The 24,832-nt window shown below is 44.6% G+C and carries 17 protein-coding genes and 4 pseudogenes; 11 read left to right on the top strand and 10 right to left on the bottom strand.

Features of this window, described 5'->3' with window-relative positions; all coding sequences use genetic code 11:
• Together H6H03_RS39960 and H6H03_RS40660 are read left to right on the top strand one after the other, a co-directional pair.
• On the top strand, window positions 1-187 hold a 187-nt coding region (locus H6H03_RS39960; protein WP_206757990.1), incomplete at its 5' end, for a hypothetical protein.
• Window positions 154-1,212 carry an alpha-L-fucosidase gene (locus tag H6H03_RS40660; RefSeq protein ID WP_313931956.1) on the top strand — a complete coding sequence of 353 codons (1,059 nt, stop codon included), beginning with the start codon at window positions 154-156 and terminating at the stop codon, window positions 1,210-1,212. The genes H6H03_RS39960 and H6H03_RS40660, both read left to right, overlap by 34 nt.
• A gap of 149 nt (window positions 1,213-1,361) precedes the next feature.
• Here H6H03_RS40660 and H6H03_RS30060 read toward each other — a convergent pair.
• The 3 genes and pseudogenes from H6H03_RS30060 to H6H03_RS30075 all read right to left on the bottom strand — a co-directional run.
• Window positions 1,362-1,676, bottom strand: a pseudogene (locus H6H03_RS30060) (hypothetical protein); the annotation flags it as partial.
• Between the two features lie 686 nt (window positions 1,677-2,362).
• Window positions 2,363-2,713 (bottom strand): four helix bundle protein, encoded by a 351-nt coding sequence (locus H6H03_RS30070; RefSeq protein ID WP_190958713.1) that lies wholly within the window; start codon window positions 2,711-2,713, stop codon window positions 2,363-2,365.
• A gap of 77 nt (window positions 2,714-2,790) precedes the next feature.
• Window positions 2,791-4,409 (bottom strand): annotated as a pseudogene (locus H6H03_RS30075) (ISL3 family transposase).
• Between the two features lie 263 nt (window positions 4,410-4,672).
• On the opposite strand from H6H03_RS30075, the gene H6H03_RS30080 reads away from it, so the two are divergent.
• Entirely contained in the window at window positions 4,673-5,374 is a 702-nt protein-coding gene (locus H6H03_RS30080; protein ID WP_190958714.1) for a DUF547 domain-containing protein, read from the top strand.
• On the opposite strand, the gene H6H03_RS30085 is transcribed toward H6H03_RS30080, so the two are convergent.
• From H6H03_RS30085 to H6H03_RS30095, 3 genes are all read right to left on the bottom strand, one after another.
• Complete coding sequence (locus tag H6H03_RS30085) at window positions 5,359-6,117, bottom strand: TIGR04283 family arsenosugar biosynthesis glycosyltransferase (RefSeq protein ID WP_313931955.1); 759 nt, start codon at window positions 6,115-6,117, stop codon at window positions 5,359-5,361. The two genes, H6H03_RS30080 and H6H03_RS30085, sit on opposite strands and share 16 nt — an antisense overlap.
• 328 nt (window positions 6,118-6,445) lie before the next feature.
• The gene (gene rsgA / locus H6H03_RS30090) at window positions 6,446-7,507 is read right to left on the bottom strand and encodes a ribosome small subunit-dependent GTPase A (protein WP_190958715.1); all 1,062 of its coding nucleotides are present in this window, start codon (window positions 7,505-7,507) and stop codon (window positions 6,446-6,448) included.
• A gap of 550 nt (window positions 7,508-8,057) precedes the next feature.
• Window positions 8,058-8,480: a hypothetical protein gene (locus tag H6H03_RS30095; protein ID WP_190958716.1), complete on the bottom strand. Its 423-nt coding sequence runs from the start codon at window positions 8,478-8,480 to the stop codon at window positions 8,058-8,060.
• 66 nt (window positions 8,481-8,546) lie between these two features.
• On the opposite strand from H6H03_RS30095, the gene H6H03_RS42120 reads away from it, so the two are divergent.
• The gene (locus H6H03_RS42120) at window positions 8,547-8,867 is read left to right on the top strand and encodes an IS66 family transposase (RefSeq protein ID WP_390842909.1); all 321 of its coding nucleotides are present in this window, start codon (window positions 8,547-8,549) and stop codon (window positions 8,865-8,867) included.
• Here H6H03_RS42120 and H6H03_RS30105 read toward each other — a convergent pair.
• Complete coding sequence (locus H6H03_RS30105) at window positions 8,842-11,169, bottom strand: WD40 domain-containing protein (RefSeq protein WP_190958717.1); 2,328 nt, start codon at window positions 11,167-11,169, stop codon at window positions 8,842-8,844. The genes H6H03_RS42120 and H6H03_RS30105 overlap by 26 nt on opposite strands.
• A 403-nt stretch (window positions 11,170-11,572) precedes the next feature.
• Here H6H03_RS30105 and H6H03_RS30110 point away from each other — a divergent pair, with 403 nt between their 5' ends.
• The 3 genes from H6H03_RS30110 (at window position 11,573) to H6H03_RS30120 (ending at window position 13,260) form a co-directional block, all read left to right on the top strand.
• Window positions 11,573-12,328 carry an SDR family oxidoreductase gene (locus H6H03_RS30110; RefSeq protein WP_190958718.1) on the top strand — a complete coding sequence of 252 codons (756 nt, stop codon included), beginning with the start codon at window positions 11,573-11,575 and terminating at the stop codon, window positions 12,326-12,328.
• A gap of 193 nt (window positions 12,329-12,521) precedes the next feature.
• Window positions 12,522-12,971 carry a cupin domain-containing protein gene (locus H6H03_RS30115; RefSeq protein ID WP_190958719.1) on the top strand — a complete coding sequence of 150 codons (450 nt, stop codon included), beginning with the start codon at window positions 12,522-12,524 and terminating at the stop codon, window positions 12,969-12,971.
• A gap of 91 nt (window positions 12,972-13,062) precedes the next feature.
• Complete coding sequence (locus tag H6H03_RS30120) at window positions 13,063-13,260, top strand: hypothetical protein (protein WP_190958720.1); 198 nt, start codon at window positions 13,063-13,065, stop codon at window positions 13,258-13,260.
• A gap of 351 nt (window positions 13,261-13,611) precedes the next feature.
• Here the strand turns inward: H6H03_RS30120 and rpsU are convergent.
• Together rpsU and H6H03_RS30130 are read right to left on the bottom strand one after the other, a co-directional pair.
• Window positions 13,612-13,802, bottom strand: a pseudogene (gene rpsU, locus H6H03_RS30125) (30S ribosomal protein S21).
• A 69-nt stretch (window positions 13,803-13,871) separates the two neighbouring features.
• Complete coding sequence (locus H6H03_RS30130) at window positions 13,872-14,180, bottom strand: RNA recognition motif domain-containing protein (protein ID WP_190958721.1); 309 nt, start codon at window positions 14,178-14,180, stop codon at window positions 13,872-13,874.
• A gap of 164 nt (window positions 14,181-14,344) precedes the next feature.
• On the opposite strand from H6H03_RS30130, the gene H6H03_RS30135 reads away from it, so the two are divergent.
• Both H6H03_RS30135 and H6H03_RS30140 read left to right on the top strand, forming a co-directional pair.
• Entirely contained in the window at window positions 14,345-14,488 is a 144-nt protein-coding gene (locus H6H03_RS30135; RefSeq protein WP_190958722.1) for a hypothetical protein, read from the top strand.
• Between the two features lie 151 nt (window positions 14,489-14,639).
• A complete protein-coding gene (locus tag H6H03_RS30140) occupies window positions 14,640-18,806 on the top strand; it encodes a CheR family methyltransferase (protein WP_190958723.1) in 4,167 nt (1,388 codons plus the stop codon).
• Window positions 18,807-18,867: 61 nt separating this feature from the next.
• On the opposite strand, the pseudogene H6H03_RS40675 reads toward H6H03_RS30140, so the two are convergent.
• Window positions 18,868-19,032 (bottom strand): annotated as a pseudogene (locus tag H6H03_RS40675) (ISLre2 family transposase); the annotation flags it as partial.
• A 417-nt stretch (window positions 19,033-19,449) separates the two neighbouring features.
• On the opposite strand from H6H03_RS40675, the gene ppsA reads away from it, so the two are divergent.
• Window positions 19,450-21,897 (top strand): phosphoenolpyruvate synthase, encoded by a 2,448-nt coding sequence (ppsA, locus tag H6H03_RS30145; protein WP_190958724.1) that lies wholly within the window; start codon window positions 19,450-19,452, stop codon window positions 21,895-21,897.
• Between the two features lie 78 nt (window positions 21,898-21,975).
• Entirely contained in the window at window positions 21,976-24,831 is a 2,856-nt protein-coding gene (locus H6H03_RS30150) for a cation-translocating P-type ATPase (RefSeq protein ID WP_190958725.1), read from the top strand.
• Window position 24,832: the final 1 nt, after the last annotated feature.

The following is a 24,832-nucleotide window of genomic DNA, read 5'->3' on the forward strand; positions in this document are numbered from 1 at the left end:
CAAGCTTAGTAAATTTCATTACCGTAAGCAACATTTATCTAATACAACCTCTACCTATTTTCTCATGAATCTTTCATGCTTTGCCTCCAATACACCTGCTTCTATTACGAATACAAGGCTTTCGGAATCAGATTCAACTAATACTCATGTACTATATATCGGCGATCGCTCTGTGCCAGTTGCGTAAGTCCTGAATTATTCTCTAAAGTGGGTGCACGGTACGTTGTACTAACAACGAAGCATCATGATGGCTTTTTGTTGTGGCCTAGTAAAACTAGAAACCAGCCAGGGCGAGTAGCAACACGCGACATTGTAGGCGAACTAACACAAGCTGTTCGCAAAGAAGGTATGCGGATGGGTGTGTATTATTCTGGTGGTCTTGATTGGTCTTTCAAAGATACAACAATCACAGACTTCAATACGCTAGTGGGAGCAATTATTCAGGAAAAAGCATATTCAGATTATGCGAATGCTCATTGGCGCGAATTGATTGACCGCTATCAGCCATCTATATTATGGAACGATCTTGGCTACCCGATTGGGCAAGCGAATGAAATTATGGCCTACTTTTACAATCGCGTACCCGATGGTGTGGTGAATGACCGTTTTGATGTAGGTGGTCAGTTGGGGTTGCACTTTGACTTTTCTACACCTGAGTATAGCCAACTCACCCAAATAGAACCAAAAAAATGGGAAAGTACAAGGGGTTTAGGTTACTCATTCGGCTATAACCAAAATGATACTGATTTGAACGTGATTTCGGTAGATGAACTAGTTGACTTATTTGTAGATATTGTTAGTAAAAATGGGAATTTATTGCTGAACATTGGGCCAAAGGCTGATGGTTCAATATCCGAAGTACAGCTTGAAAGATTAGAAGGCTTGGGTAAATGGTTAGACGTGAATGGTAAAGCAATCTTTGGCTCACGCTATTGGATACGAGCAGAAGATTTAACTACAGAACGTATTCGAGTGCGCTACACCACTAATAAAGGAAAACTATATGCAATATTGCTTGATGAACCAACATTTGAGAAGGTTACTATTCCAGGAATAATTTTGCCGAAAAAAGCAAATATTACGATGCTAGGTGTTGGAGGTACACTAGAGTGGCAGCAGTACGGTCAGAATTTATCCATAACACTACCGCACAAGTCTTTAGTCAAAAAATCACCAGCTTACACATTAGAGATCGGCTGTATGCCTCTATAATCTGATTCAGAAGTTAGAGGTTGTTTGAAAAGTTGGGAATGTTGTAAAAAAGCACTCTTGTTAAGGGTTTTGTCTTGCCTAAAAAACGCCCTTGTTCTAGAGCGAACTTCCGGCTGGTTGATGGGATGTTACCGATCTGACTTTTCCCGTTAAGTGTCTTTCGCAAGTTGCCAGACCTCACAGAGGTCGTGTAATTTTAACCAACCTCGCCATAGTACCTGAATACCAATGGGTGTTTTACTTCGATGTTTTAAGTAGCCGCCAAGACGGGCAACAGCTTCAACAGCCCAGCTAACTGTTAGTACTTTGGGAAGTTTGGGGGACTTAGCTTTTAAAATCTTAAGTTCGAGGGGGTTAAGAATCTCAATGGCAGGAGAGTCGGGTTGAGTGCGGTGTAGATAAGTTAGTTGCAATAGTTCTACAGCAATCACACTCAAAAATCCAATGAGAGCCTTTATGCCCTGATGAGGTGACAAGGAGGCTATAGAGCCGACTGAATAAGGGTCATGGCACGTAGACCCCGTTGAAAATAGGGTAGTTTACCGGGCTTGAGACGCACAAGTGCGATCGCTAAATCTGACCAAAACTCCATAGCACCTACCCATAAACACCCATATAATCCGACCCAAAAAGTACTATGTCGGCGTGCATAACTTTAAAATTCTTGAAGCCGACCAATATATTGTTGTAGTCTCCTTTTACGGGAGTGGCGACCAGCTAAAACTGCAATTGTGTTAATTACAAATACATTCTCTAAGCGCCATTGTGTTCTATCAATAGCAAATATTAGTTTTTTATTTCTGGCTCTTTGGCTATTTTTTACCCATCGTTTGATACCATTTCACTAAAATCCTGATACAAATTCTTTCCCCTCTGCTCCTCTGCTCCCCCGGTTACTGAGCGCAGTCGAAGTATGCTCCCCTTACCAGAGGCGTAAAAAACAGATATTATACAGATATTGAACGCTGGTGGGAGATTGTTTGTAGTAGCTACTTGATGGTTAGCTTACATTCAGAACCTCTGCGTTATCTTCACCACAACCAGAATCAAAATTTGGGTTCTTGGCAACTTTTGGTGATCAATGGCGGGTTGGGGGTAAGGCAGAAGGCAGAAGGCAGAGGGCAGAAGTCGGAAGAAGGAAATTATAGATTCAAACTTTGAGTTTGTTTAAACTTGCAACTAATATACTTTGCATTTCCTCAACTTCATTTAATAGGGGAGTAAAAAGGTTTTTCTCTACCAAATCTACTTCTTTAGCAATAATTAATTGTGTATCTAGTTCCCTTAAAGAACCTAAAGCAATATGTAAAAACTGTACGTATTCTTGCTTTGAACGTCTTCCATATCCTTCAGCTATGTTGGATGCTACAGATACAGAAGAACGTCGGATTTGACTGGTTAAGCCATACAATTCTGATTGAGGAAATAGGCGTGTAAATTTATAGCAATTAATAGCAAGTTGAACTGCCCTTTGCCAGATAAACTGATTTCTATAGCTCATAATTAAGTTTGAAGCTTAGAGAAGTTTGAAGTACAAAGATTATACTTAAAAAATACAACACAGACCCTTCTAAATCTTTAGGTTGCTAACAAAAATCGTCGCTCAAGCAGGTCTATCTTGGCTCGACCATACATCTGTCGCTTTAACATTTTCAGTCGATTAATATGTCCTTCAACGGGGCCATTGCTGATTGACATAGTTACACCTGCTTTGACAGCATCGTAGTCAGACTCTAAACTAACAGCAAAAGAGCGCAACAAAGAAACCGAGCTGTTTTTAGCTTTGTTTAACCAAGCATCGAGCTGCTCAGGTAAACGTTGACGCACAAGAGATGCAAACTGTTGAGCTAGTTCAATGGCTGACTCCAAATCAGAATGTGCTGTTTGCAGTTGAGCGATTACTTCACGCTCATGAGGCTGTGTTAATTCTGGTCGTCGCAAGACTAAAGCTGTGACGCGACTGGGGGTGAGAGGACGATGGGAACAAGAGCGAACCCTGGGAGAAAGCTCCAAACTCGCGCATGGATGTCCCTCCGTTTAGCTTGCGCCTTGGCGGATTGGACTTTTCTTTTTAAAGATGTGTTTTGGGGAAACCTTGGCACAACTGGACTCTTATTAGTCTCAGCAATCATGGAAAGGTTATCGGGGAAAGGCAGAGGGCAGACGGCAGACGGCAGAAGGTTGGCTTGAAGGTTTTCCCGTGCAGTCAATCCGTCTGTATTTTCTGCCAAAAAGGGTTGAATACCCCCACATTCGTTTTGAATTTCAGTGGTCTGCAATTGGGTGGGGTCGGAATTCCCATCCAATTCCCGAATGCCCTCTGCCTTCCTGAAGGGAGGCTGCACGAACGTACTTCTGCCTTCTTCAAGTGCTGTTTCCATCTCTTCTAGCACTTTAGTATCAGTATTAAAGACTTGTTTTTCCACTTCTTTTAGTGTTTTGGCGTGATTACCAAAGACTTGATAAAGCGTTTGAGATAAGTTCTGCAATAGATGAAAGCGGTCTGCAACTTGAATAGCTTCTGGCTCTCCTTGGCGAATACCTCTTTCATAAGTTTTTGACCGATCTCGTGAGACGACTTTGACACCAGGGTGCGCTTTTAACCATTCCGTCAAGGTTTCAGCCTTTGCATCTTTTAGTAGAGCAATTGGTCGGCTGCGTTCGAGGTCAATTAGTGCTGTCCCGTAAGTTTTAGATTTACGAAAGCAGAAGTCGTCTACCCCAAGAGTATGTGGCGTTACGATTGGTGGCAGTGGGATTGAGCGGACTAAATTTAACAGTGTGTTGCGAGAAACTTTTATCCCCCATTGCTGTAAGAGTCTTTCCCCTGCTGCACCACCATTAGCTAAACCAATCACACTCAGTCGTTGAGCTAAACGTAGAGTTCTTCTAGCCCAAGGTGCGGTTACATTGGTCAGCCTTTCTGTAAAAATGCGTCGTTTACACAAAGTATTGATGCAAAAAAACTTCCTTACCCGTAACTGTAAGGTAATACTGTAATCAGCCCAGGGTAAGTCTGCTAAGAAGCGTTCATAGCGACTATGAATTTTGTGAGTTGGGTGGTTACAAACTGGGCAATTAATAACAGCTTGTACCGCAGAGACAATCAACGTAATCGTCCCTTGTACTTTGTCAAATTGCCATCTCTTCAGTTGAAGGTTTGTTGTGTCAGGTAACAGGTGGTATAGCAATTCCATACCAAAAGTTTGATGGAGTGAAGTTTGAAGTTACTAATTCAATTGTATCCCTTCCTCCTTCTTTCTTTTTCCGACTTCTGCCTTCTGCCCTCTGCCTTCTGCCTTGCCCCAACCAAGATCACCAAAAGTTGCCAAGAACCAAAATTTGCTTCACATCAGAGGTGGGATGATGGAAAGGGTTGGAAGAACATTCTGAACAATCTTCGCTTAATTATTCAACCTTTTACTTTGTTTAAGTTAATATATCCTCTAGAGTAAATTCTATGTTAGATTTTGAAGTTTGGGATAAATTATTACGTCAGTATGTCGATCAAGAAGGTCGTGTAAACTATGCTGCTTGGAAAACAGAACAACCCCAAGTTTTAGATGAATGGTTATCAAGCCAAACAAGATCTTTCCTCAAATCCAACATCAACACTTTGGAGAAATTAGCATTGTGGATTAATCTTTATAATGCTTTAACTATTTCCAGTATTTTAAAAAGATACCCATTAGACTCGATTCTGCCTAAAATTTTTGGGGTTCCTAACTGGTTGGCTTTTTTATGGTTCTTCCAGCGTCGAGTTTATTATATTTTTGGTCAGCATTATAGCCTAGCTCAAATCGAACACCAAATTCTGAGAAACGAGTTGCAAGAATCACGAATTCATTTTGCGATTGTTTGTGCTTCTGTCGGTTGTCCGTTACTGCGTTCGGGAGCTTACTTTCCTGAACAAGTTATGCAACAGTTAGATGAAGATGCCCATCGTTTTATTAATAATCCACAAAAAGTTTATTACGACTTTGATAATCAAACGCTCTACTGCAATAAAATCTTCAAGTGGTATCGCCAAGATTTTTTAAAAGTTGCGTCTTCCATTCCTGAATATATTCATCCGTACTTAAAAATAGATGTCTCATTAACTGCGGCAACATCAGTATCTTATCTAGATTATGACTGGAGTTTAAATCATCGAATCTCTTGATAAAACTGCTTGAGATAATTGGTATCAACGCCAATTCCCCACAAAACTCCAATGTAGAGGTAAATTGCTGTGGCTTTCCAACTACCCCAGCGTGCTACCCGGCGATCCGAACTTTGAACGATGCGGTTAACTAAAACAATTCGTCCTTTGTTTACTAATCTCAAGCACAAATCTCCATCCTCCATAATTGGTAATGCCTCATTGAATCCACCGCATTCTTGAAAGTCTCGTTGACGACAGAACATAACTTGATCTCCAAATAGCAGACGCAATCCTTTAAAAAATAAATGCGGTCTAAAAACTAGCGGAGCATAATAAGTTTTTAGGTAGTTATGCAAGGATATACCCCAGCGAGTAGTTCGAGAGCCTGTCATTAAAGAAATGAATCCTCCACAAGCAACACTAGGCTCTGCCAAAGTATCTTGAATGATAGCAGCAGCATCATCAGGAATCCATGTGTCTGCATGGAGAAAACAAAGTATATCTCCGGTTGCTGCTGATGCTCCATAATTCATCTGAATTGCACGTCCGCGTCGTTCACAACAGAGAATTTGCATATTTATTTGTTGATTCAATGATTCTAAAAGTTGTTTAGCTATCGCTACTGTTTCATCTTCGCTACCACCATCCACTACTATTACTTCTTTGACAGATGGTTTTAATATACTCAGTTGGCGCAAGGTGCGCTGCAAGCTAATTGCCTCATTGAAAGTAGGAATAATAATTGAAACTTGAGACATCATAAAAAATTTTAACTTTTCAACCAAAAGAATTAGCAATTTATTTACTGTATTAATACATCATACTTTGGGCGTTGCTGAATCGAAGTATAAATCATGCTACTGCCTCAAGCTTGCGGAGGCGTAGCGCCCGCAGCACCATATTGGTGCAATTTGATATTTTGTCCATCACTACAATGCCAAGCTACGAAGCTAAATCATTACTATGCACTACTACCTTGTTGTGGTTATAGTTTGAAAACACGCCCTAGCCCCGGAGATCGCCATCAAATGAGAGTGGTTAGAACCCCGACTTCTTGAATAAGTCGAGGTTATGGAAGCTGATCAGATGTTAATGCTGGTGATGATTTCGCATGGCTTTATGAATTTTCTTGGAGCGTTCTTTCTCGGCTAATTGCACCCTTTGGTCTTGTTTGCGGACAAGATAGTTGAGTTCTTTTTGCAATTTTTGATACCCCAGAAATCTGGAATAATCAAGTTCACCCTCAAGTAATGCTTGTTGCACTGCACAACCGGGTTCGTTATGGTGCTGGCAATTACGAAAGCGGCATTCTGCGGCTAAAGTTTCGATGTCTGCAAAAGTTCCTTGCAAACTTTCATCATCTGCCCAAATTTGAATTTCTCGCATTCCTGGGGTATCAATAATTAAGCCGCCTGTTGGCAGTAATATCAATTCTCGATTTGTAGTGGTGTGTCTACCTCGGTTATCACCTTGGCGCACTGGTTGCACAGCTTGCACTGATGTACCTTTGAGTTGGTTAGTGATTGTAGATTTACCCACACCAGAAGACCCTAACAAAGCAACTGTTTGTCCTTGTTGGAGGTATGTTTTCAAAGCATCTAGCCCTTGATTGTTGGTAGCACTTAATATTAGAATTGGTACACCAATGGCAACAGCTTCCACTTTAGATATACGCTCATCTAAAGAGTTGCACAGGTCGGCTTTATTTAAAATGATGACTGGATTTGCCCCACTTTCCCAAGCCAAAATTAGATAGCGTTCTATTCTTCTAGGGTTAAAGTCGCCATCAAGTCCACAAACCAAGAACACGGTGTCGACATTAGCTGCAACAATTTGTTCTTCGGTTTTACTACCAACAGTTTTCCGTGAAAACTTACTTTTTCTGGGCAAAATTCCGTGAATGGTAGCGCGTCCTTCTGACTCTCGCGTCTGAATGATTACCCAGTCTCCAACTGCGGGAAAGTCTTGTGGTTGAGTAGCTTGATGTCGCAGTTTCCCTGTAACTTTTGCTGCTAGTTCGCCTTGTTCGCTATGGACGATGTAAGTATTTCTATATTCAATAGCAACCCTACCAACGGTAAATCCCTGTTGACGATAGGGTACGAAACTGTGAGTAAAAAAGTCACTCCAGCCTAATAAATCCAAATTCATTGATATTTCCTCGATATGTGCTGCTTGCTATACACAAGGCGCACAGAGGCGGACACTTTTTATAGCAGGAGGCACTAGGCAGGAAGGAGGGAGTTAGCCAGGAGGTACAAGTATTAATATTCCTAGCTTTCATATTTTCAAAATGTCCTAACCTATGTGACTACGCCTATAGATGGATGTGTTTAGTGTCTGTTAATTCGAGCATCATTCCTGTAAATGGAGGACTGAACGCAAATCTGTGCGCCTTGTGTTGGTTTGTTTGAATAGAACCCGGACGGCTAGAAATACAGTCATCTTTTTTCCCCGCTCCTATACTACAAAAATAATATACATCACTACATTATCTCATTTCGGAAAAATTAGCCTTAAAAGAACCTATCCCACTAATAAAATCCTATTAATCCAGATACAGCACTTTGCAACTAAATGAGGTACAGAACCAAGGATTCCTTAGTTATGTACCTCATTAGCGATCGCTTAGTAGGGGAGAAAGTAGCGAAGCTGCTATCAGCCGCCGTGCAACGGCTGAAAACGCTACCCAGAGAGAGTTTCAAAAAAATTTTTCAACTTTTACCCTAAAATGAGATTTTGACCAATTGGGTGCACACTTCCTGACTTTGGTGGCGTTGGTAAAGGCTCTGCCGCTTTTGCGAGTTCTGCTGTTGGTGTAGATGCGATCGCTGACTTCAATCGCTCCCAAGGTGACAAAATTATCTTGGATAAAACTAGCTTTAAAGTAATTACTTCTGCTGCTGGAACTGGTTTTAGTAACAATAGTGATTTTCAAATCACCTCTGGTGTGGCGACTAGCAGTGCCAGCCGCATTAATTCTTATTTTTCGGCTTTCTTGTTGAATTTTAATTTCCTGGTGGCGTTTGCTCACATAATTTAATAGTGAATATAATTGTTCGTAACTAATCCCTAAAATTTGTTTTGTTCGGTGTGGGTATTTCTGGATATAATCAAAAACCATAACTTATTTGGGAAAATGTTAGACGCTCATTTCAACGTTTTACAATTTTTATTTTCCTAAGTTAATATTTCGGATTCCCCAGAAACCAAACAGGAATTAAAGACTAAATTCTGTCAGTTATTCGGTACTGAGACTGGATATAAACAATTAGATGAGCGAAAAAAATTAACAGCAGCTAAAGAATCCGAACTGTTGCTAGTCTTGTCACATCCAGAATTACCGTTGCATAATAATCCGGCGGAATTAGCCGCTAGGACTATGGTGCAACGACGAAAGATTAGTTATGCAACTCAAACGAGTGAGGGTACTAAGGCGTGGGACATTTTTATGTGTCTTGTTGCAACTACTCGTAAATTGGGAATCAGCTTCGTCCTTGCAAGGTTTTGAGGGTAGTTCTGCGATCAACACTCCACAATCGGATCGAAGCGTCTTCGCCAGCACTCGCCAGCAGTTGACCATCGGGGCTGAAGCGGACTGAAGTCACCCCGCCCGTGTGACCTGGCAAAACTGCCAGACAGGTGCCGTCTTGGGCATTCCAGAGCCGAATCGTCTGGTCATCGCTGCCACTCGCCAGCAGTTGACCATCGGGGCTGTTCGCATTGCGTTGCGGAGCAAAGGCGATCGTCCAAACTCGATGAGAATGACCCCGCAGTGTGTTGAGACAGGTTCCAGGGCGATGGCTAGAATCACTTGCTGTATCCAGGTTTGCAGAACTGGATTGCTCAAGAGCGAGGCTCTGCACATCCCACAACCGAATCAGCCAGTCATGGCTGCAACTGGCGAGCGTTTTTCCGTCGGGACTGAAGGTGACCGCCCAGATCCAGCCCGCATGTCCCTGCACTGTCAAAACCGGTTGACCATCGACCACGCGCCACAGGTAAATCTTACCGTCCAAATCGCCGATCGCCAGCAGACTACCATCTGGGTTGAAACTGACTGACATGACGCTACTTAAGGTCTCTGCAAACACAGATGTGGTTAGATCGGCGTTGCGAAAATTGACACCCGCCAAGTTGACCTGCCGCAAGTCGGCTTGCCATACAGCTAGCTCCGACAAATCACAGCCTCGTAAATTGCTTTGCAAATGCACCAGCAGATTGAGGAGATTACCAGCAAGATAATTGGGCTGTGGTGCTTGCTTTTGCTGTTCCAACAGGTTTTTTAATTGCTGTTCAAGGGTTTGTGAATTGCCAAACTGAAGCTGCAATTGTTCAGCGATCGGCTCCAGAATCAATCGTTTTTGCATCTCTCGCACGTAGTCTTTTGCCTGGGCTTTGATCAGGGCATGGCTTTTGAGACGCTCTGGCGATTGGCTGGCAATTTCCCAAAAGATGCACTGCACGAGTTCGTCGGTGGCATACTCCATCACAACGGGCTGGAGAAAAAAACGATCGCTCTCCTTTTCGATGAGCGATCGCCGCAATAACGACTGCATTGCATCTGGTAGTCTGCGCCTAGAAGCCTGAGTTACCAAATCCTGGTTCAACTTGGAAAGCGAGACAGGTTCCCGATTAATCGCTAACTCAAACAGCATTTCCTGCTCAATCTCACTCAGGCGATCGAACTGGTGCTGGAGCAAGTCGCGAATATCATCAAAGACCGCAAATCCCTGCTGTACATAGTTCAATATTTCAGCAATGCTACCACTAAAGAGATCCTGGGTTGTGGCAGCCACCAGCTTCAGCGCCAGGGGGTTGCCACCGTAATGGGTGACTAATCGCTCCCATTCTGAGTCGGTTCCCGCGAAGTTTCCTTTACAGCGAAATAGTTTTTGTCCTGCTTCTGGGTTCAGTCCTTTGAGTAGGAATGTTCTGACTGCTTGCTGTTCGCCTTCCAGTGGCACAATCTCTCTAGGCTTTTCCCGACTGGTAAGCAGCAAGCAACTCTGATGGGGAACTCCCCCAATCTCCTTGAATAGCTGACCATACCTCTCATAGCCTGCTCTATACTGTGCCGATTGTCCGGCACTCAGAATCGTCTCGACATTGTCCAGAATCAGCAAACAGCGCTTTTGACGCAACCCCGACCTCAGCTTCAGCAGTTTCCCATCCAGGCTGCTTGGCACAGCGACATCCTCTCCCTGTGCCCGCAATAGCAGCGGCAACACTGTCTCTAACCACTCTTCAAACGGTGGGGCATTTTGCAGCGATCGCCACACCACCACATCAAACTTGGTTTGAATCTGCTGCACCAGTTTGGCAGCTAGGGTACTTTTACCGATTCCACCAATCCCCAGCAATGCCACGACCCGACAGCGTTCTGCCACAATCCATTGCTCCAGGGTCTGTAGTTCTCCAGTTCGCCCACAAAACTGGGTTATATCCATCGCCTCTCCCCAGTCAGCCCAGACAGTAGCGGTGGCTAGAGGTGAGGCAGTTGGTTGTTCAATAGCTAGAGTCTGGGTTTGGGTGGCATTAATCAGCGATCGCCGCCACTGATGTTCTAATGCCCCGCGAAAGTTAGTTTTACTGACGGGTTCCCCGCAGGCTTGCTCCAGCAGGTTCCAAAGTTTGGGGCCGACGTTGCGCTTGATATAGCTGAGCGAGTAGCCAGACAATTCAGCAATTTGCTCGTAGGTTTGCTTTTGCAGGGCACCCAGAAGAATGGCGACTTCTACTTCATTGAGCCGTCTACCTGCTTTGGCGAAGACAACGGAATTAGCAACATGCAAGGCATCTTCTAAATCCATCGTCTTTTACTCCATTAATGGTAGTGGACTGATTTTATCATCAGTTGAGGTGAACTTTTTGTTTTGAACACGACCAGACTAAAGCTTTGGCAAGAGAGGGGATTCAGCTAAATCAAATCAAACTCGATCGCGAAAAAGTTCACTTATACTTTATTTAGCTTTGTCCTATTGACCTCAAAAGTAGTGAATTTATAGGCAACGACAAACTCAAAAAACTTTTCTAATGTAGTGACATCAGGTTCAAAGGTGCGAGGGAAAGGACATAGCAAACCGCTCACTCCTAGTCGCCTGATAACCTTCACAATTCCCTGATTTCTAGCAGTAACTCAGTTCTACAATCCCAGTCCCCGATCGCTAAACTAAGTTTTTGCTGCAAGGGATTCACTATGAAAGGAGATTCAGTATGAAGATTGTCGTTATTGGTGGCACTGGACTCATTGGAACAAAACTCGTGAACAATCTGCGTCAGCTTGGTCATGAGGTCGTGGCAGCATCACCCAGATTGGGCATTAACACCATCACTGGTGAGGGGCTGGCTGAGGCGCTTGTAGGTACTCAAGTGGTCGTGGATGTGGCGAACTCGCCTTCGTTCGAGGACAAGGCAGTTTTAGAGTTCTTTGAGACATCCGGTCGTAACCTACTTGCCGCAGAAGCTGGCGCTGGCGTGGGACATCATGTGGCACTGTCGGTCGTCAATGCCGATCGCTTGCCCGACAGCGGCTACATGCGGGCAAAGGTTGCTCAAGAAAAGCTGATCGAAGACTCCAAGATTCCTTATTCGATCCTCCGCGCAACACAGTTCTTCGAGTTTCTCAGCGCTATCGCCCAATCGAGCACTGACGGGCAAACAGTTCGCTTGTCACCTGCCCTTATACAGCCGATCGCATCGGATGACGTTGCCGCTGCACTGACCAAAATCACCGTTGGGGAACCCTTGAACAGCACGATCGAGGTGGCTGGCCCCGAAAAATTCCGTCTGGACGAACTTGTCCAACGCTTCTTGAGCGCAAACAACGACACACGCAAGGTGGTTACAGACATCCACGCCCGCTACTTCGGCATCGAGCTAAACGATCGCTCCCTCACCCCTGGCGACAATCCACGCATTGGGGCGACGAACTTCGCTCAGTGGCTTGGTCACCAAGCTAAAGCAGCCTAGAACGTCTACAGAAACCGGGTTCCTTCTGGTAAACCGATCAAATTTGATAGCGGCATTCATGAGAAACCCGATTTCTAGCAACTGCTTTTTGTCCGTCGTGATGCAGTAACCGACGGGAGTCCGACAGGTTTAATTTTAGCTGAATCCACCTTTCACCATTTTGCCGATTACAACTGGAACAAGGAGAACCCAAATGTTCACGAAATTCCTCCACAGAGTTGCATTCGCAGCACTCTCCATATTCGCAGCTTTTTTCGTATTCACAGCACTCCCTGTATTCGCAGCTTCAGCCGATGACGTTTCTACTGAGTCCAAGATAACGCTAGTTTTTGATCGCGCCCTTCCAAATGTACCCGGCAAGAGTATGAAAGGCGTGCTAGTCGAATACCAGCCGGGTGGCTCGAATCCCGCGCATACCCATCCAGACTCAGCTTTCATCTATGCAACGGTTCTGGAGGGGGCAATTCGTAGCAAAGTCAATGAAGAGCCGGAAAAGGTGTATCACGCTGGCGAGAGCTGGGCCGAAGTACCTGGCGATCATCATGCTGTCAGTGCAAATAACAGTAGTACTGAACCCGCACGCCTGCTGGCTGTCTTTGTCGTCGATACCAATGAAAAGAACCTGGTCAGGAACGACAAATAGTGGAACGCAAAATTACACATCTTAGGGTCTGAGTAAGCAGGGAGTTATCCCGCTATGTCTTATCCAGCATTTATAAATTCAAGGAGGATTTATGACTGTTCAAGCAAAACCACAAACGTTAAACATTTTGGAAGTTGCAGATTTCCCTCAAATCGAAGCAAGAAGTTTGACGGTACAATTGGAGTTGATTCTTCTTTTCGGTACATGGTTACTTCCGATACACAGTCCTGGGACTGACCACTGTGATGCAAGGATTTTGGGCTATTTTACCTTCTTCTCTGGCACCTGAATATACTTCTAGGGTCTTTTCATCCAGAGACTGTCACTTTTTCTTGATTTTTCAGCAAGCCCTAAGTAAGTGTGAGATTAAAATGCCTCGTCTCATCTGCCATTTTTAGCTACTTATGATTAATAAACGATAAAGATCGGGTCAAAAAAGCAGAAATAGCACTTCTAATCAATTTTTCAGCCATTCCTTCGCAAGAACAGTGCAAGACAATGGCGACTGTAATCCTTTATAGATAAAGCTTTGAAGTCAGAAAGAACTACCATTGCTTAATTTTTGCTTACTGCTGCTAAATTCCATAGAAAAAACCCTCATAAACACTATGAGGGCATTCATTTATATCTATTTCAGTTCTCAAGTGCGGAAACGTCTTTTACCCTGCTTTTGCAAGGCTTGTTTTTTGCGCTTGGATTTTTCAATTGGTGTTTCAAAGTGACGATGCTTCCTCATGTCTTGAAAAATTCCAGACGAGTGAAACTTCTCGTTTAAATCGGCGTAACGCTGACTCAAGATGTTCGTTTTCACCCACTATATATTTGGGTCATTCTCTCCTAGTCAATTGACTTCATCAATGGTCTAAAAATTCGCCTTCTCTTTCAATACGGTTTCAAAGCTTAGTAGCGTCCGCGTCCACCGCCACCACCATATCCGCCTCGGTTGCCACCAGAAGAACCTCTGTCTTCTCTGGGTTTAGCTTTGTTAACTTTGAGGTCACGACCCATCCATTCAGCGCCATCAAGACCATTAATAGCAGCATCTTCTTCTGCATCTGTTCCCATTTCCACGAAAGCGAAGCCGCGCGGACGACCTGTTTCCCGGTCTGTAGGTACTTGAACCCGTTTTACAGTACCATATTCAGCAAAAACACCTCTAATATCATCTTCCGTAACTTGGTAAGAGAGGTTGCCTACATAAATTGACATCAATTTTCTCCAAAATAAAAGCGCGTGTAGAGATTTAAATTTCGGAGAAAAGTCTGTAAATACTAAAAACAAACACTGCCACCGAATTAACTCTCATTTTTAGGATGACATAGAAGCCAACTCTGTGCATCCAATGAAAGGTTAACAGATGGTTAACCAGTAATGTGATGATGTGGGTGCGATCGCTTCATTTTAACTCAATGCCAGAAACTCATCTGTTAGATGTACTAATGGCGATCGCCGATGCCCTGATGACTATTGCCCAGCAATATAGTTGTCATTTAAGTGTACTTACGTCATATCATTGAAGTAACCTGGTGCTTTTCCTCCTGAAATCTGGCAACAGTATCAGTTTCTTGGTTGAACTGAGGCAGTCTGCTGTTGAGCCTGCTCAAACGATCGCTCAACTCCTGCTTAATTGAGTGTTGTTCAAAGAAGCATTGAATCCCCATAAAATTTATGTCTGCTGAGTCACCCGTCCCCAACAATTCATCCGACTCACTCCCCGTCAAACCAGACTCAGAGCCAAATCAGCCATCCCAAACCGATGCTCGTTTTCCAGTGGTGGGAATTGTCGCTTCTGCTGGCGGGCTAGAGGCATTTACGGAACTGATCCGCCATTTGCCAACGGATACGGGCATGGCGTTTGTGCTAATTCAGCATTTGTCTCCTGAGTATGAAAGCCTGCTGTCGGAAATTTTGGGCAGAGTGACTACCATGCCTGTGTGTCAGGTGCAAGACCAGATGCGGGTTGAGCCAAACGCGGTCTATGTGATTCCGCCCAATGCCCAAATGACCTTGGTCGATGGCATTCTGCGGCTCGCGCCCCGGCAGAAAAGTAAGGGCAAATATTTGCCCGCCGACATCTTTTTTGAGTCGTTAGCGACCGATCGCGGCAACAAAGCGATCGCCGTTGTGCTGTCGGGGATGGATGGAGACGGTGCTGAAGGGGTGAAAGCCGTCAAGATTGCTGGGGGTGTCACCTTTGCCGAATCTAATGCCACGGCGCAATTTAACAGTATGCCCAATACGGCGGTTGCAACTGGCAATGTGGATTTTGTGTTGTCGCCGCCAGCCATCGCTAAAGAACTGAGCAATCTCAGTCGCAACCCCTTTTTAGGGCAATCAGAGCCATTGTCGCTCATTCAGAAGTTACCCCCAAAACCGGGTGATCCCCTGAGCCGAATTTTTTCCCTCCTCCGCACGACAACTGGCGTTGACTTTACCGAATACAAACCGGCATCACTGGAGCGCCGCATCCAGAGGCGGATAATGCTGTATAAGCTGGATAGTCTGGCAGCATACGCTGAATATTTGCAAACACACGGGGACGAAATTCAAGCTCTGTACGAAGAAATTCTCATCCATGTGACCAGTTTCTTTCGCGATCCCCACGTCTTTGAAAAATTGAAGACCCAGATTTTCCCCATAATCAGCCAAAATAAAGCCAGCGATGTGCCGCTGCGGATTTGGGTGGCTGGCTGTTCCACTGGGGAAGAAGTCTACTCACTCGCCATCTGCTTGTTAGAGTTTTTCAGCGATCGCGCCACCGTGCCGTCGATTCAGATTTTTGCCACCGATATTAGCGAAACAGCCATTAGCAAAGCCCGAACAGGCTTCTACCTAGAAAGCCAGATGGAAGGCGTTTCACTGGAGCGTAAAAGTCGGTTCTTTGTCCCCCAGGCAGAGGGTGGCTATCAAATCAGCAGTACCATTCGTGAATTGTGTGTGTTTGCCCATCATAATTTATGCGACGACCCCCCGTTCTCGAATCTCGATCTGATTAGCTGTCGCAACGTGCTGATTTATTTATCTGATAGCCTGCAAGAGCGCATCATGGCGCTGTTTCATTACAGTCTCAACTTAACGGGCTATTTGGTGTTGGGTACGGCAGAAAGCGTCAAAGCTGCCTCAAATTTGTTTGCGCCCGTGGATGAAGCCTGCAAAATCTATGCCCGAAAATTGAGCTTATCTAATCGCTTATTTGCGTTTACAGCCACTTCTGGGCGCGTCCCCAGTCTCCATAATCCGCAGCCCATCCCAGAAAACTTTTCCATTCCCTTTGATTTAGCCAGAGAAGTTGACCAACTGATCGCCAATCGCTATATGCCGCTATCGGTCGTGGTCGATGAACAGATGCAGATATTACAGGTGCGCGGAGACCTCGATCTTTACCTAAAGTTGACCCCTAGCAGCACGGAGCTAAACCTGCTGTCTATGGCACGCGAAGGGCTGGTAACACCCCTTCGCACCGCCCTGTATCAGGCTCAGACAGAGAACGTGCTGGTACGGCAGGAAGACATTCAAATGGAACAGGGTGAGCGAACGCGGCTGAATCTGGAGGTGCTGCCATTTCGCCCAGCCCAGACGAACACACTCTATTTTGTGGTGCTTTTTAATCCCATCTCGCCCTCTACCCCTGCCTCTAACACGTTCACCAGTGCCGCAACGGTAGAAAACTTGGAGCCATCGGACTTAGCGCGTGAGCTTGTAACGCTGCGTCAGGCGCTGTCTGCTGCCACCCAACGCGAACTCTCAGCCCAAGCGCATCTGCAAGCGGTGATTCAGGAGCAAAACCAACTCAACCAAAACTTACGCATAGCGAATGAAGAGATCCTATCGACCAATGAGGAACTACAAAGCACAAATGAAGAACTGAAAACGGCGAAGGAAGAAATTCAAGCCACCAATGAAGAACTCTCGACGACCAATGAAGAACTGCGGAGTCGGAATCTGCAACAAAATCGAGACAATAGCGATCTCAACAACTTTATCGCCAGCATTAATATCCCAATTGTGATGCTGACGAATGACTTAAGGATTCGCCGCTTTACACCAACCGCCCAGCGACTGTTCAATTTCATCCCCACCGATATCGGACGACCCTTGACTGACCTGCATGGCAATCTTGACGTTTCCCAGCTAGAACCAATGATTTTAGAAGTGTTGGAAACACTCAATACGAAAGAACAGGAGATCCAAACAGCAGCCGGATACTGGTATAGCATCCGCATTCGCCCCTATCGTACCATTGAAAACCAAATTGACGGTGTGACAATGGTGCTACAGGATATTGATGCCCTCAAACGCTACACCGCCAGCCTAGAGAGCGCTCGCAACTATGCAGAAACCATCATTGAGACGGTGCAAATCCCGCTAGTTGTGCTGGACGCTGATTTCCGGGTGAATACCGCAAATCGATCGTTTTACCAGACATTCCAGGTTTCTGAACCTGAAACCATCCATACGTTGCTGTTTGAATTAGGCAATGGGCAGTGGGATATTCCCGAACTGCGATCGATGTTAAACGGTATTCTGGCGGGTGAGCCTGCGGAGCAGGATTTTGAGGTCAATCATGATTTCGAGCAGATTGGGCATAAAAATATGCTGCTCAATGCGTGCAAACTGCACCAAGAAGACAACACAGACATGATTTTGTTAGCGATATTAGATGTTACCGAGCGCACGGCGCGCCAGCAGGCTGAAGCGGCCAGTCGTGCCAAAGATCAATTTCTCTCAAATCTGTCCCATGAACTGCGAAATCCGCTCACCTCGCTGCTGGCCTGGGTGCAACTGCTCCGCAGCCGCGACTGCGACGAGGCAACAGTCGATCAAGCCTTAGAAGCCATTGAGCAGAGCGGTAGGCTACTCAATTACCTAATTGAAGATATTCTGGATGCCTCTCGGATTACGAGTGGCAAGTTGCAATTGAATAGCCACCCAATCGACTTGAGCTTATTGGTTCAAGCTGCTCTCGATAGCGTTAGCTTATCGGCGGTGGCAAAAAATATTCAGTTAGTGTCATCTTTGAGTTCGATCGCCGTGCTGGGGGATAGCGAACGCTTGCAGCAAGTGCTGGGGAACCTGCTCTCGAATGCGATCAAGTTTACGCCTGCGGGTGGACGAGTAGACATCACGCTGTCGCAGGTTGACAACCAGGCGCAAATTCAAGTCAGTGACACCGGAATTGGTATTCCAGCAGATTTATTGCCACATATTTTCGAGCGGTTCTATCAGGGCGATTCCAGTACAATCAAAACCAATCAAGGGCTAGGATTGGGCTTGGCGATCGTGCGGCATCTCATCGAGATGCATGGTGGCACTGTGCTGGCAGAAAGTCCGGGCGAAGGACAAGGTGCCACAATGACCGTGCGGTTGCCTTTATACGTCCCGCCCCCAAGCTCACCGCCGATTGTCGAACCGACGGTAGAAACATCTTTGGACGCTTCGCAAAATCTCCCCTCTCTAGAAGGCTTGAAGATCCTGGTGGTTGACGATCAGGTCGATGTGCTTTTACCCTTGCAGTTGATGCTAGAAACTTACGGGGCAGAGGTGCTGGCCGTAACGACTGCCAGAGCAGCCCTCTCTGCTCTCAGGGAAAGCCCTAACCGCTATGATGTGCTGATTTCCGATCTCGGTTTGCCTGAGGAAGATGGCTACTTCCTGATTCAACAGGTGCGATCGCTCAGTGCGGCAGCCGGAGGACAAATTCCGGCGATCGCTCTGACGGGCCATGCCAGTAAAGCAGAAGAGCAACGGGCGATCGAGGCTGGCTTTCAAATGCACATAGCTAAACCCTGCGATCTGGTTCAACTGCGTGCAATAGTTGCCGATTTGGCTAAATGAACTTAACGGCTTGCCGTTACACTCCTCTCACTTCTAGGGAGAGGGAAAAAGTCAATTGTTAATTGTCCATTGTTGAATGGCGTAGATTAATACCAATTTCACCAAAAAGGTAAGTCAGGCGCTCGATTCATTTTAAACTAACATTTATTCCCCAATCCATTAGCGTCGAACGTGCTGCATCAAAAGAACTGGCTATCGCACCACATTTGGCAATTGTTGACCAGACTAAAGTTTTTTGCCATAAAAGGTAGACGTTAAAAGCCTGGAAAGATTACTTAACCGGAATCCTACCTTGTTTTGACCCTCATAAATTTTTGCACACATCACCACACTTAAAATTTATTCGCTACTTAAATATTAATACGCTTATTCATGTGATGAATATTTTTTAGTACTGAAGAAAGTTGTTAGCGTAGGCGTAGCCCGCCGTAGGCATCGCTGGTTTTTGATCCTACCTCACCAAATCGCGTTGCTCCCTATTAGACCTGAATCCTTACGATTAATCAAGTGACAGCCCCAACACAACATCCTCACAAGTTCCTCAAAATATCTTTCTATAACCATAAGTGTCAGATGAGTAAAATGCTCATGAACTAAAAGTAGCCCTTACAACTCACTCTACTTATATTAAGGAAGCTTTACTATGGTACTAAAGACACTGGTCAATCAAAACACTGAGCACCAAGTGTTACCAGACCAAGCTCTCGTGTTGCCTTTGGAAAAAGTAGGAATTGCAGATATCCCGATAGTAGGAGGTAAAAACGCTTCTTTGGGAGAAATGATTCAGCAGCTTAAATCCAAAGGTGTGAAAGTTCCTACAGGATTTGCTACTACTGCTGAGGCATATCGCTACTTTGTGGAAGCAGCAGGGTTAGAAGCGCAACTCAGGCTAGTTTTTGCAGACTTAGATGTTGAAGATGTGAATAATCTGCGGCAACGAGGTAAACAAGCACGGTCTTTAATGCTACAAACTCCGTTTCCTCAAGAATTAGAACAAGCGATCGCCAAAGCATATCAAGACCTCTGTGAACAATACGGTGCTGATACCGATGTAGCAGTTCGTTCCAGTGCTACAGCCGAAGACTTACCTGATGCTAGCTTTGCTGGACAGCAAGAAACTTACTTAAATGTCCACGGACTGCAAGGTGTACTACAAGCTTGCCATAAATGCTTTGCGTCCATTTTTACCGATCGCGCCATTTCCTACCGTCAACTCAAAGGCTTCGACCACTTCAGTATTGCCCTTTCTGTCGGCGTCCAAAAGATGGTGCGTTCGGATTTAGCTGCATCTGGTGTGATGTTTTCTATTGATACCGAGACAGGATTTAAAGATGCTGCATTGATTACCGCCGCTTACGGCTTGGGTGAAAACGTCGTTCAGGGTGCAGTAAATCCTGATGAATATTTAGTATTTAAACCAACTCTTAAACAAGGATACCACCCAATTCTGAAAAAACGCCTGGGGACAAAAGAAATCAAGATGGTGTACGATTTGGGCGGTTCTAAAATGACTAAAAATATTCCGGTTGCAGCGAGCGATCGCACCGCCTTTGCCCTCAATGATGATGAAATTCTCCAACTAGCATATTGGGCATATTTAATTGAAGAACACTACTCAAAAGTACGTGGTGTTTACACACCAATGGATATCGAATGGGCGAAAGACGGCATCACCAACGAATTATTTATTGTCCAAGCACGTCCAGAAACTGTCCAGTCCCAAAAGACTAAAAACGTATTGCGTAATTATTATCTCCAAGAAAAAGCAGAAGTGTTGGTTACAGGTCGTAGCGTGGGTGAGGCGATCGGACAAGGCAAAGCACGAGTAATTCTCGACGTACATCACCTGGAAGAATTTCAGCCTGGTGAGGTGCTAGTAACAAACCGCACCGATCCCGATTGGGAACCAATCATGAGAAAAGCCAGTGCTATTGTTACCAACTCTGGCGGGCGCACTTGCCATGCGGCAATTATTGCCAGAGAAATGGGAATCCCCGCGATCGTTGGTTGCGGCAATGCCACAACGGTAATTAAAACTGGGCAAGAAATTACAGTTTCTTGTGCTGAAGGTGAAACCGGAAAAGTCTACGCAGGTTTGTTACCTTATGAAGTTCAAGAAATACCATTAGAAAAATTGCCCCGCACTCGCACTAAAATCATGATGAATGTGGGCAACCCAGAAGAAGCATTTGGCTATAGTGCTATTCCCAATGATGGAGTGGGTTTAGCACGGATGGAATTTATTATTGCTAATCAGATTAAGGTGCATCCTCTAGCATTAATTCATTTTAATGAATTGAAAGATGAACTAGCTAAATACAAAATTGCTGAATTAACCGCACAATATGAAGATAAAGCGCAATTCTTTGTCGATCAACTCACGCAAGGTATTGGCACAATTGCAGCAGCATTCTATCCCAAACCTGTAATTGTCCGCTTGAGCGATTTCAAAAGTAATGAGTATGCCAACCTTTTAGGTGGAAAACAATTTGAACCTCAAGAAGAAAACCCGATGATTGGTTGGCGGGGTGCATCGCGTTATTACGATGAACGCTACCGAGAAGGATTTGCTTTAGAATGTCGAGCCATGAAAAAAGTACGCGAGGAAATGGGTTTAACCAACGTGATTTTAATGGTGCCATTTTGTCGCACTCCAGCTGAAGGTCGGCGCGTACTTGCAGAGATGGCAAAGCATGGTTTAGTACGGAAAGAAAATGGTTTGCAAGTATATGTGATGTGCGAGTTACCGAGTAACGTGCAACTTGCAGAGCAATTTTGTGAAGTGTTTGATGGGTTCTCAATTGGTTCTAACGACCTAACACAATTAACGTTAGGACTTGATAGAGATTCAGAGTTGGTAGCGCATTTATTTGACGAACGCGATGATGCTGTCAAAGGGATGATTGCCAAAGCAATATCTACAGTGAAACAGTGCGATTGCAAAATTGGTATTTGCGGCCAAGCACCAAGTGACTACCCCGAATTTGCTCGATTTTTGGTAGAACAAGGTATTGATTCCATTAGCCTCAATCCTGATTCAGTGCTTAAAACGTTGTTACAAATAGCGGCAGCAGAAAAAGTTAATTCGTAATAAGTTCACATAAGCCAAAAACCCTCATGTAGAGACGCGATAAATCGCGTCTTGAAATACTGCTATTAGGCTAACAACATGAATACAAATCATCAAATTTGGTCGCTCACATCTGAAGAAGTCTACAAAAACTTAATCACAACTCCCCAAGGATTGAGCGAATCTGAAGCTGATTTACGCCTCAAACAATATGGGTACAACGAACTACCCGAACCGCAAACACGCCCTTTAATACTGCGCTTTATTGACCAACTAACACACTTTATGGCGCTTTTATTATGGGTAGCAGGCACTTTAGCTTTTATTTCCCAAACGCCGGAATTAGGTTGGGCTATCTGGGCAGTAATTTGGATTAATGCCATTTTTAGTTTTTGGCAAGAATTTCAAGCAGAAAAGGCTTTATCTGCATTAAAACAAGTATTACCTAACCAAGTAAAAGCTTATCGTGACAGTACGCTGTGTAACATCCCTGCACGCGAGTTAGTTCCAGGTGATGTAATTCAGTTAGAGGAAGGAGATAAAATCTCTGCTGATGGGCGACTGGTGGAAAGCCAATCCTTGTATGTTGATGTTTCAATTTTAACTGGAGAATCTCTACCTGTTCCTCGGTCTTCTGAACCCGTTGCTACAGAAAATCTGCGTGCTTTGGATGCTTCTAACTTAGTATTTGCTGGTTCCACTGTTGCCGCAGGTAGAGGAATGGCTGTAGTTGATGCTACGGGTACGCATACAGAATTTGGTCAAGTTGCACACCTAACTGCTAACGTTAAGCGCGAACCCAGTACCTTAGAAGTACAAATTTCTAGGGTGGTTCACATCATTACAATTATCGCCATTAGCATGGGCGTGGTTGTGTTTTTACTCACTAATTTATTGGTGGGTATGGGCATTAAGGAAAGCTTCATTTTTGCCATTGGGATTATTGTAGCCTTTGTACCGGAAGGATTGCTACCAACAGTCAGCCTGGCTTTAGCAATTGGCGTGAAGCGAATGGCCAAAGAAAATGCACTGGTACGCCGTCTTTCAGCAGTAGAAACTTTGAGTGCGACAACAGTTATCTGCACTGACAAAACAGGAACTTTAACTAAAAACGAAATGACCGTCCGTAAGCTATGGATTCCTGGTGCAGAGATTAATGTTACAGGTGTAGGTTACGAACCAAAAGGTGAAGTCGAAATTACAAATTTTGAGTGTGAATCCCAAGTCAGATTACTATTAGCAGGTGCAGCACTTTGCTCAAATGCACGGTTAAACCATCCCGCAGGTTCGAGTCAGTGGCAAGTATTAGGAGATCCCACTGAAGCAGCTTTGTTGGTTGTGGCAATTAAAGCTGGTTTTAAATTGGAGGATTTGCAGCAGCAAGCACCGCGATCGCGAGAAGTACCGTTTGATTCTCACCGCCGGATGATGACAGTTTTGCTTACAGGTACTCTAGAATTTGCTCAACCAGCACAAAAGACTGAGAATGCACTACAGATATTTACCAAAGGCGCACCTTTAGATGTGTTGCAACATTCTCAGTTTATTTTACGCGATGGACAACAGCAGGAACTAACAGCAGCACAACGCACAGAGGTAGAGGCGGCAAACGATGAGCTTGCTAGCCTTGGCTATCGGGTTTTAGCTGTGGCGACAAGACAAGGTGGTACAGAATTACGGGAACAAGAAAACACTGCACTAGAACAAGACCTGATATTTATCGGACTTGTAGCCATGATAGATCCACCTCGGCCAGAAGTTGCAGATGCGATCGCTCTTTGTCATCGTGCAGGCATTCAAGTCACAATGATTACAGGTGATTATGGATTGACAGCAGCTGCGATCGCTGAAAAAATTGGTTTGATTAATAGTAAATCCAACGGTAAACCCAGAGTTATTACAGGCGAAAAATTAGGGCATCTTTCTGATGCTCAATTACAACAAATATTACACAGAAATAAATATGGATTAGTATTTGCACGGGTAATGCCGGAACAAAAATTAAGACTTGTGCAAGCGTATAAAAATTTAGGTCATGTGGTTGCCGTTACTGGTGATGGCGTGAATGATGCCCCGGCGTTACGTGCTGCTAATATTGGTATTGCAATGGGTAAAAACGGTACAGATGTTGCCCGTGAAGCCGCAGATATTGTTTTGGTGGATGACAACTTTGCAACTATCGTCACTGCCATTGAGCAAGGAAGGGCAGTTTATCAAAATATCCGCAAGTTCATTACTTATATTTTGGCATCAAACATGGCAGAGTTTCTGCCATTTCTGGCAATGGTATTTTTAAAAGTACCTCCAGCTTTAGTAATTCTGCAAATCTTGGCGATTGACTTAGGAACCGATATGATTCCAGCGCTAGCATTAGGTGCAGAGCGTCCAGAAAAAGGCATAATGACACAACCACCGCGCAAAAAGTCTCAAACCTTACTTGATGTACCCCTGATGCTGCGTGCCTATTGTTTCTTAGGATTACTCGAAGGTTTAGCTGGGATGACAGGCTTTTTCTTAGTTTGGTGGGCAAATGGTTATGGAATTAGTCAATTGCAAGCGGTGAGTTCGAGTATTCTTTCCCAATCAGCAAGCGCCACCACAATGGCAATTTACCATCAGGCTACAACTGTAACTTTAGCGGTAATTGTCGCCTGTCAAGATGGCAACGTTTTTGCTTGTCGTTCCGAAAGAGTTTCAATTTTTAGATTGGGTTTCTTTACAAACCGATTAATTTGGTTGGGAATTGCGGTTGAGTGGGCGTTGATTTTGTCGATTATTTACTCTCCAACGTTGCAGAAAATCTTTGCAACTGCGGCTTTACAGCCTTCTCAGTTGTTGCTGTTGCTGATTTGTCCACCGTTGATTTTGATAGCAGATGAATTACGCAAGCGAATTGTGCGACAGACACCGAAGGTTGTTTTTGAGCATCCTATCCAAAATATGCAACGCCAGTAAG

It is taken from the genome of Nostoc paludosum FACHB-159 (assembly GCF_014698835.1).
Lineage (GTDB): Bacteria > Cyanobacteriota > Cyanobacteriia > Cyanobacteriales > Nostocaceae > Nostoc > Nostoc paludosum.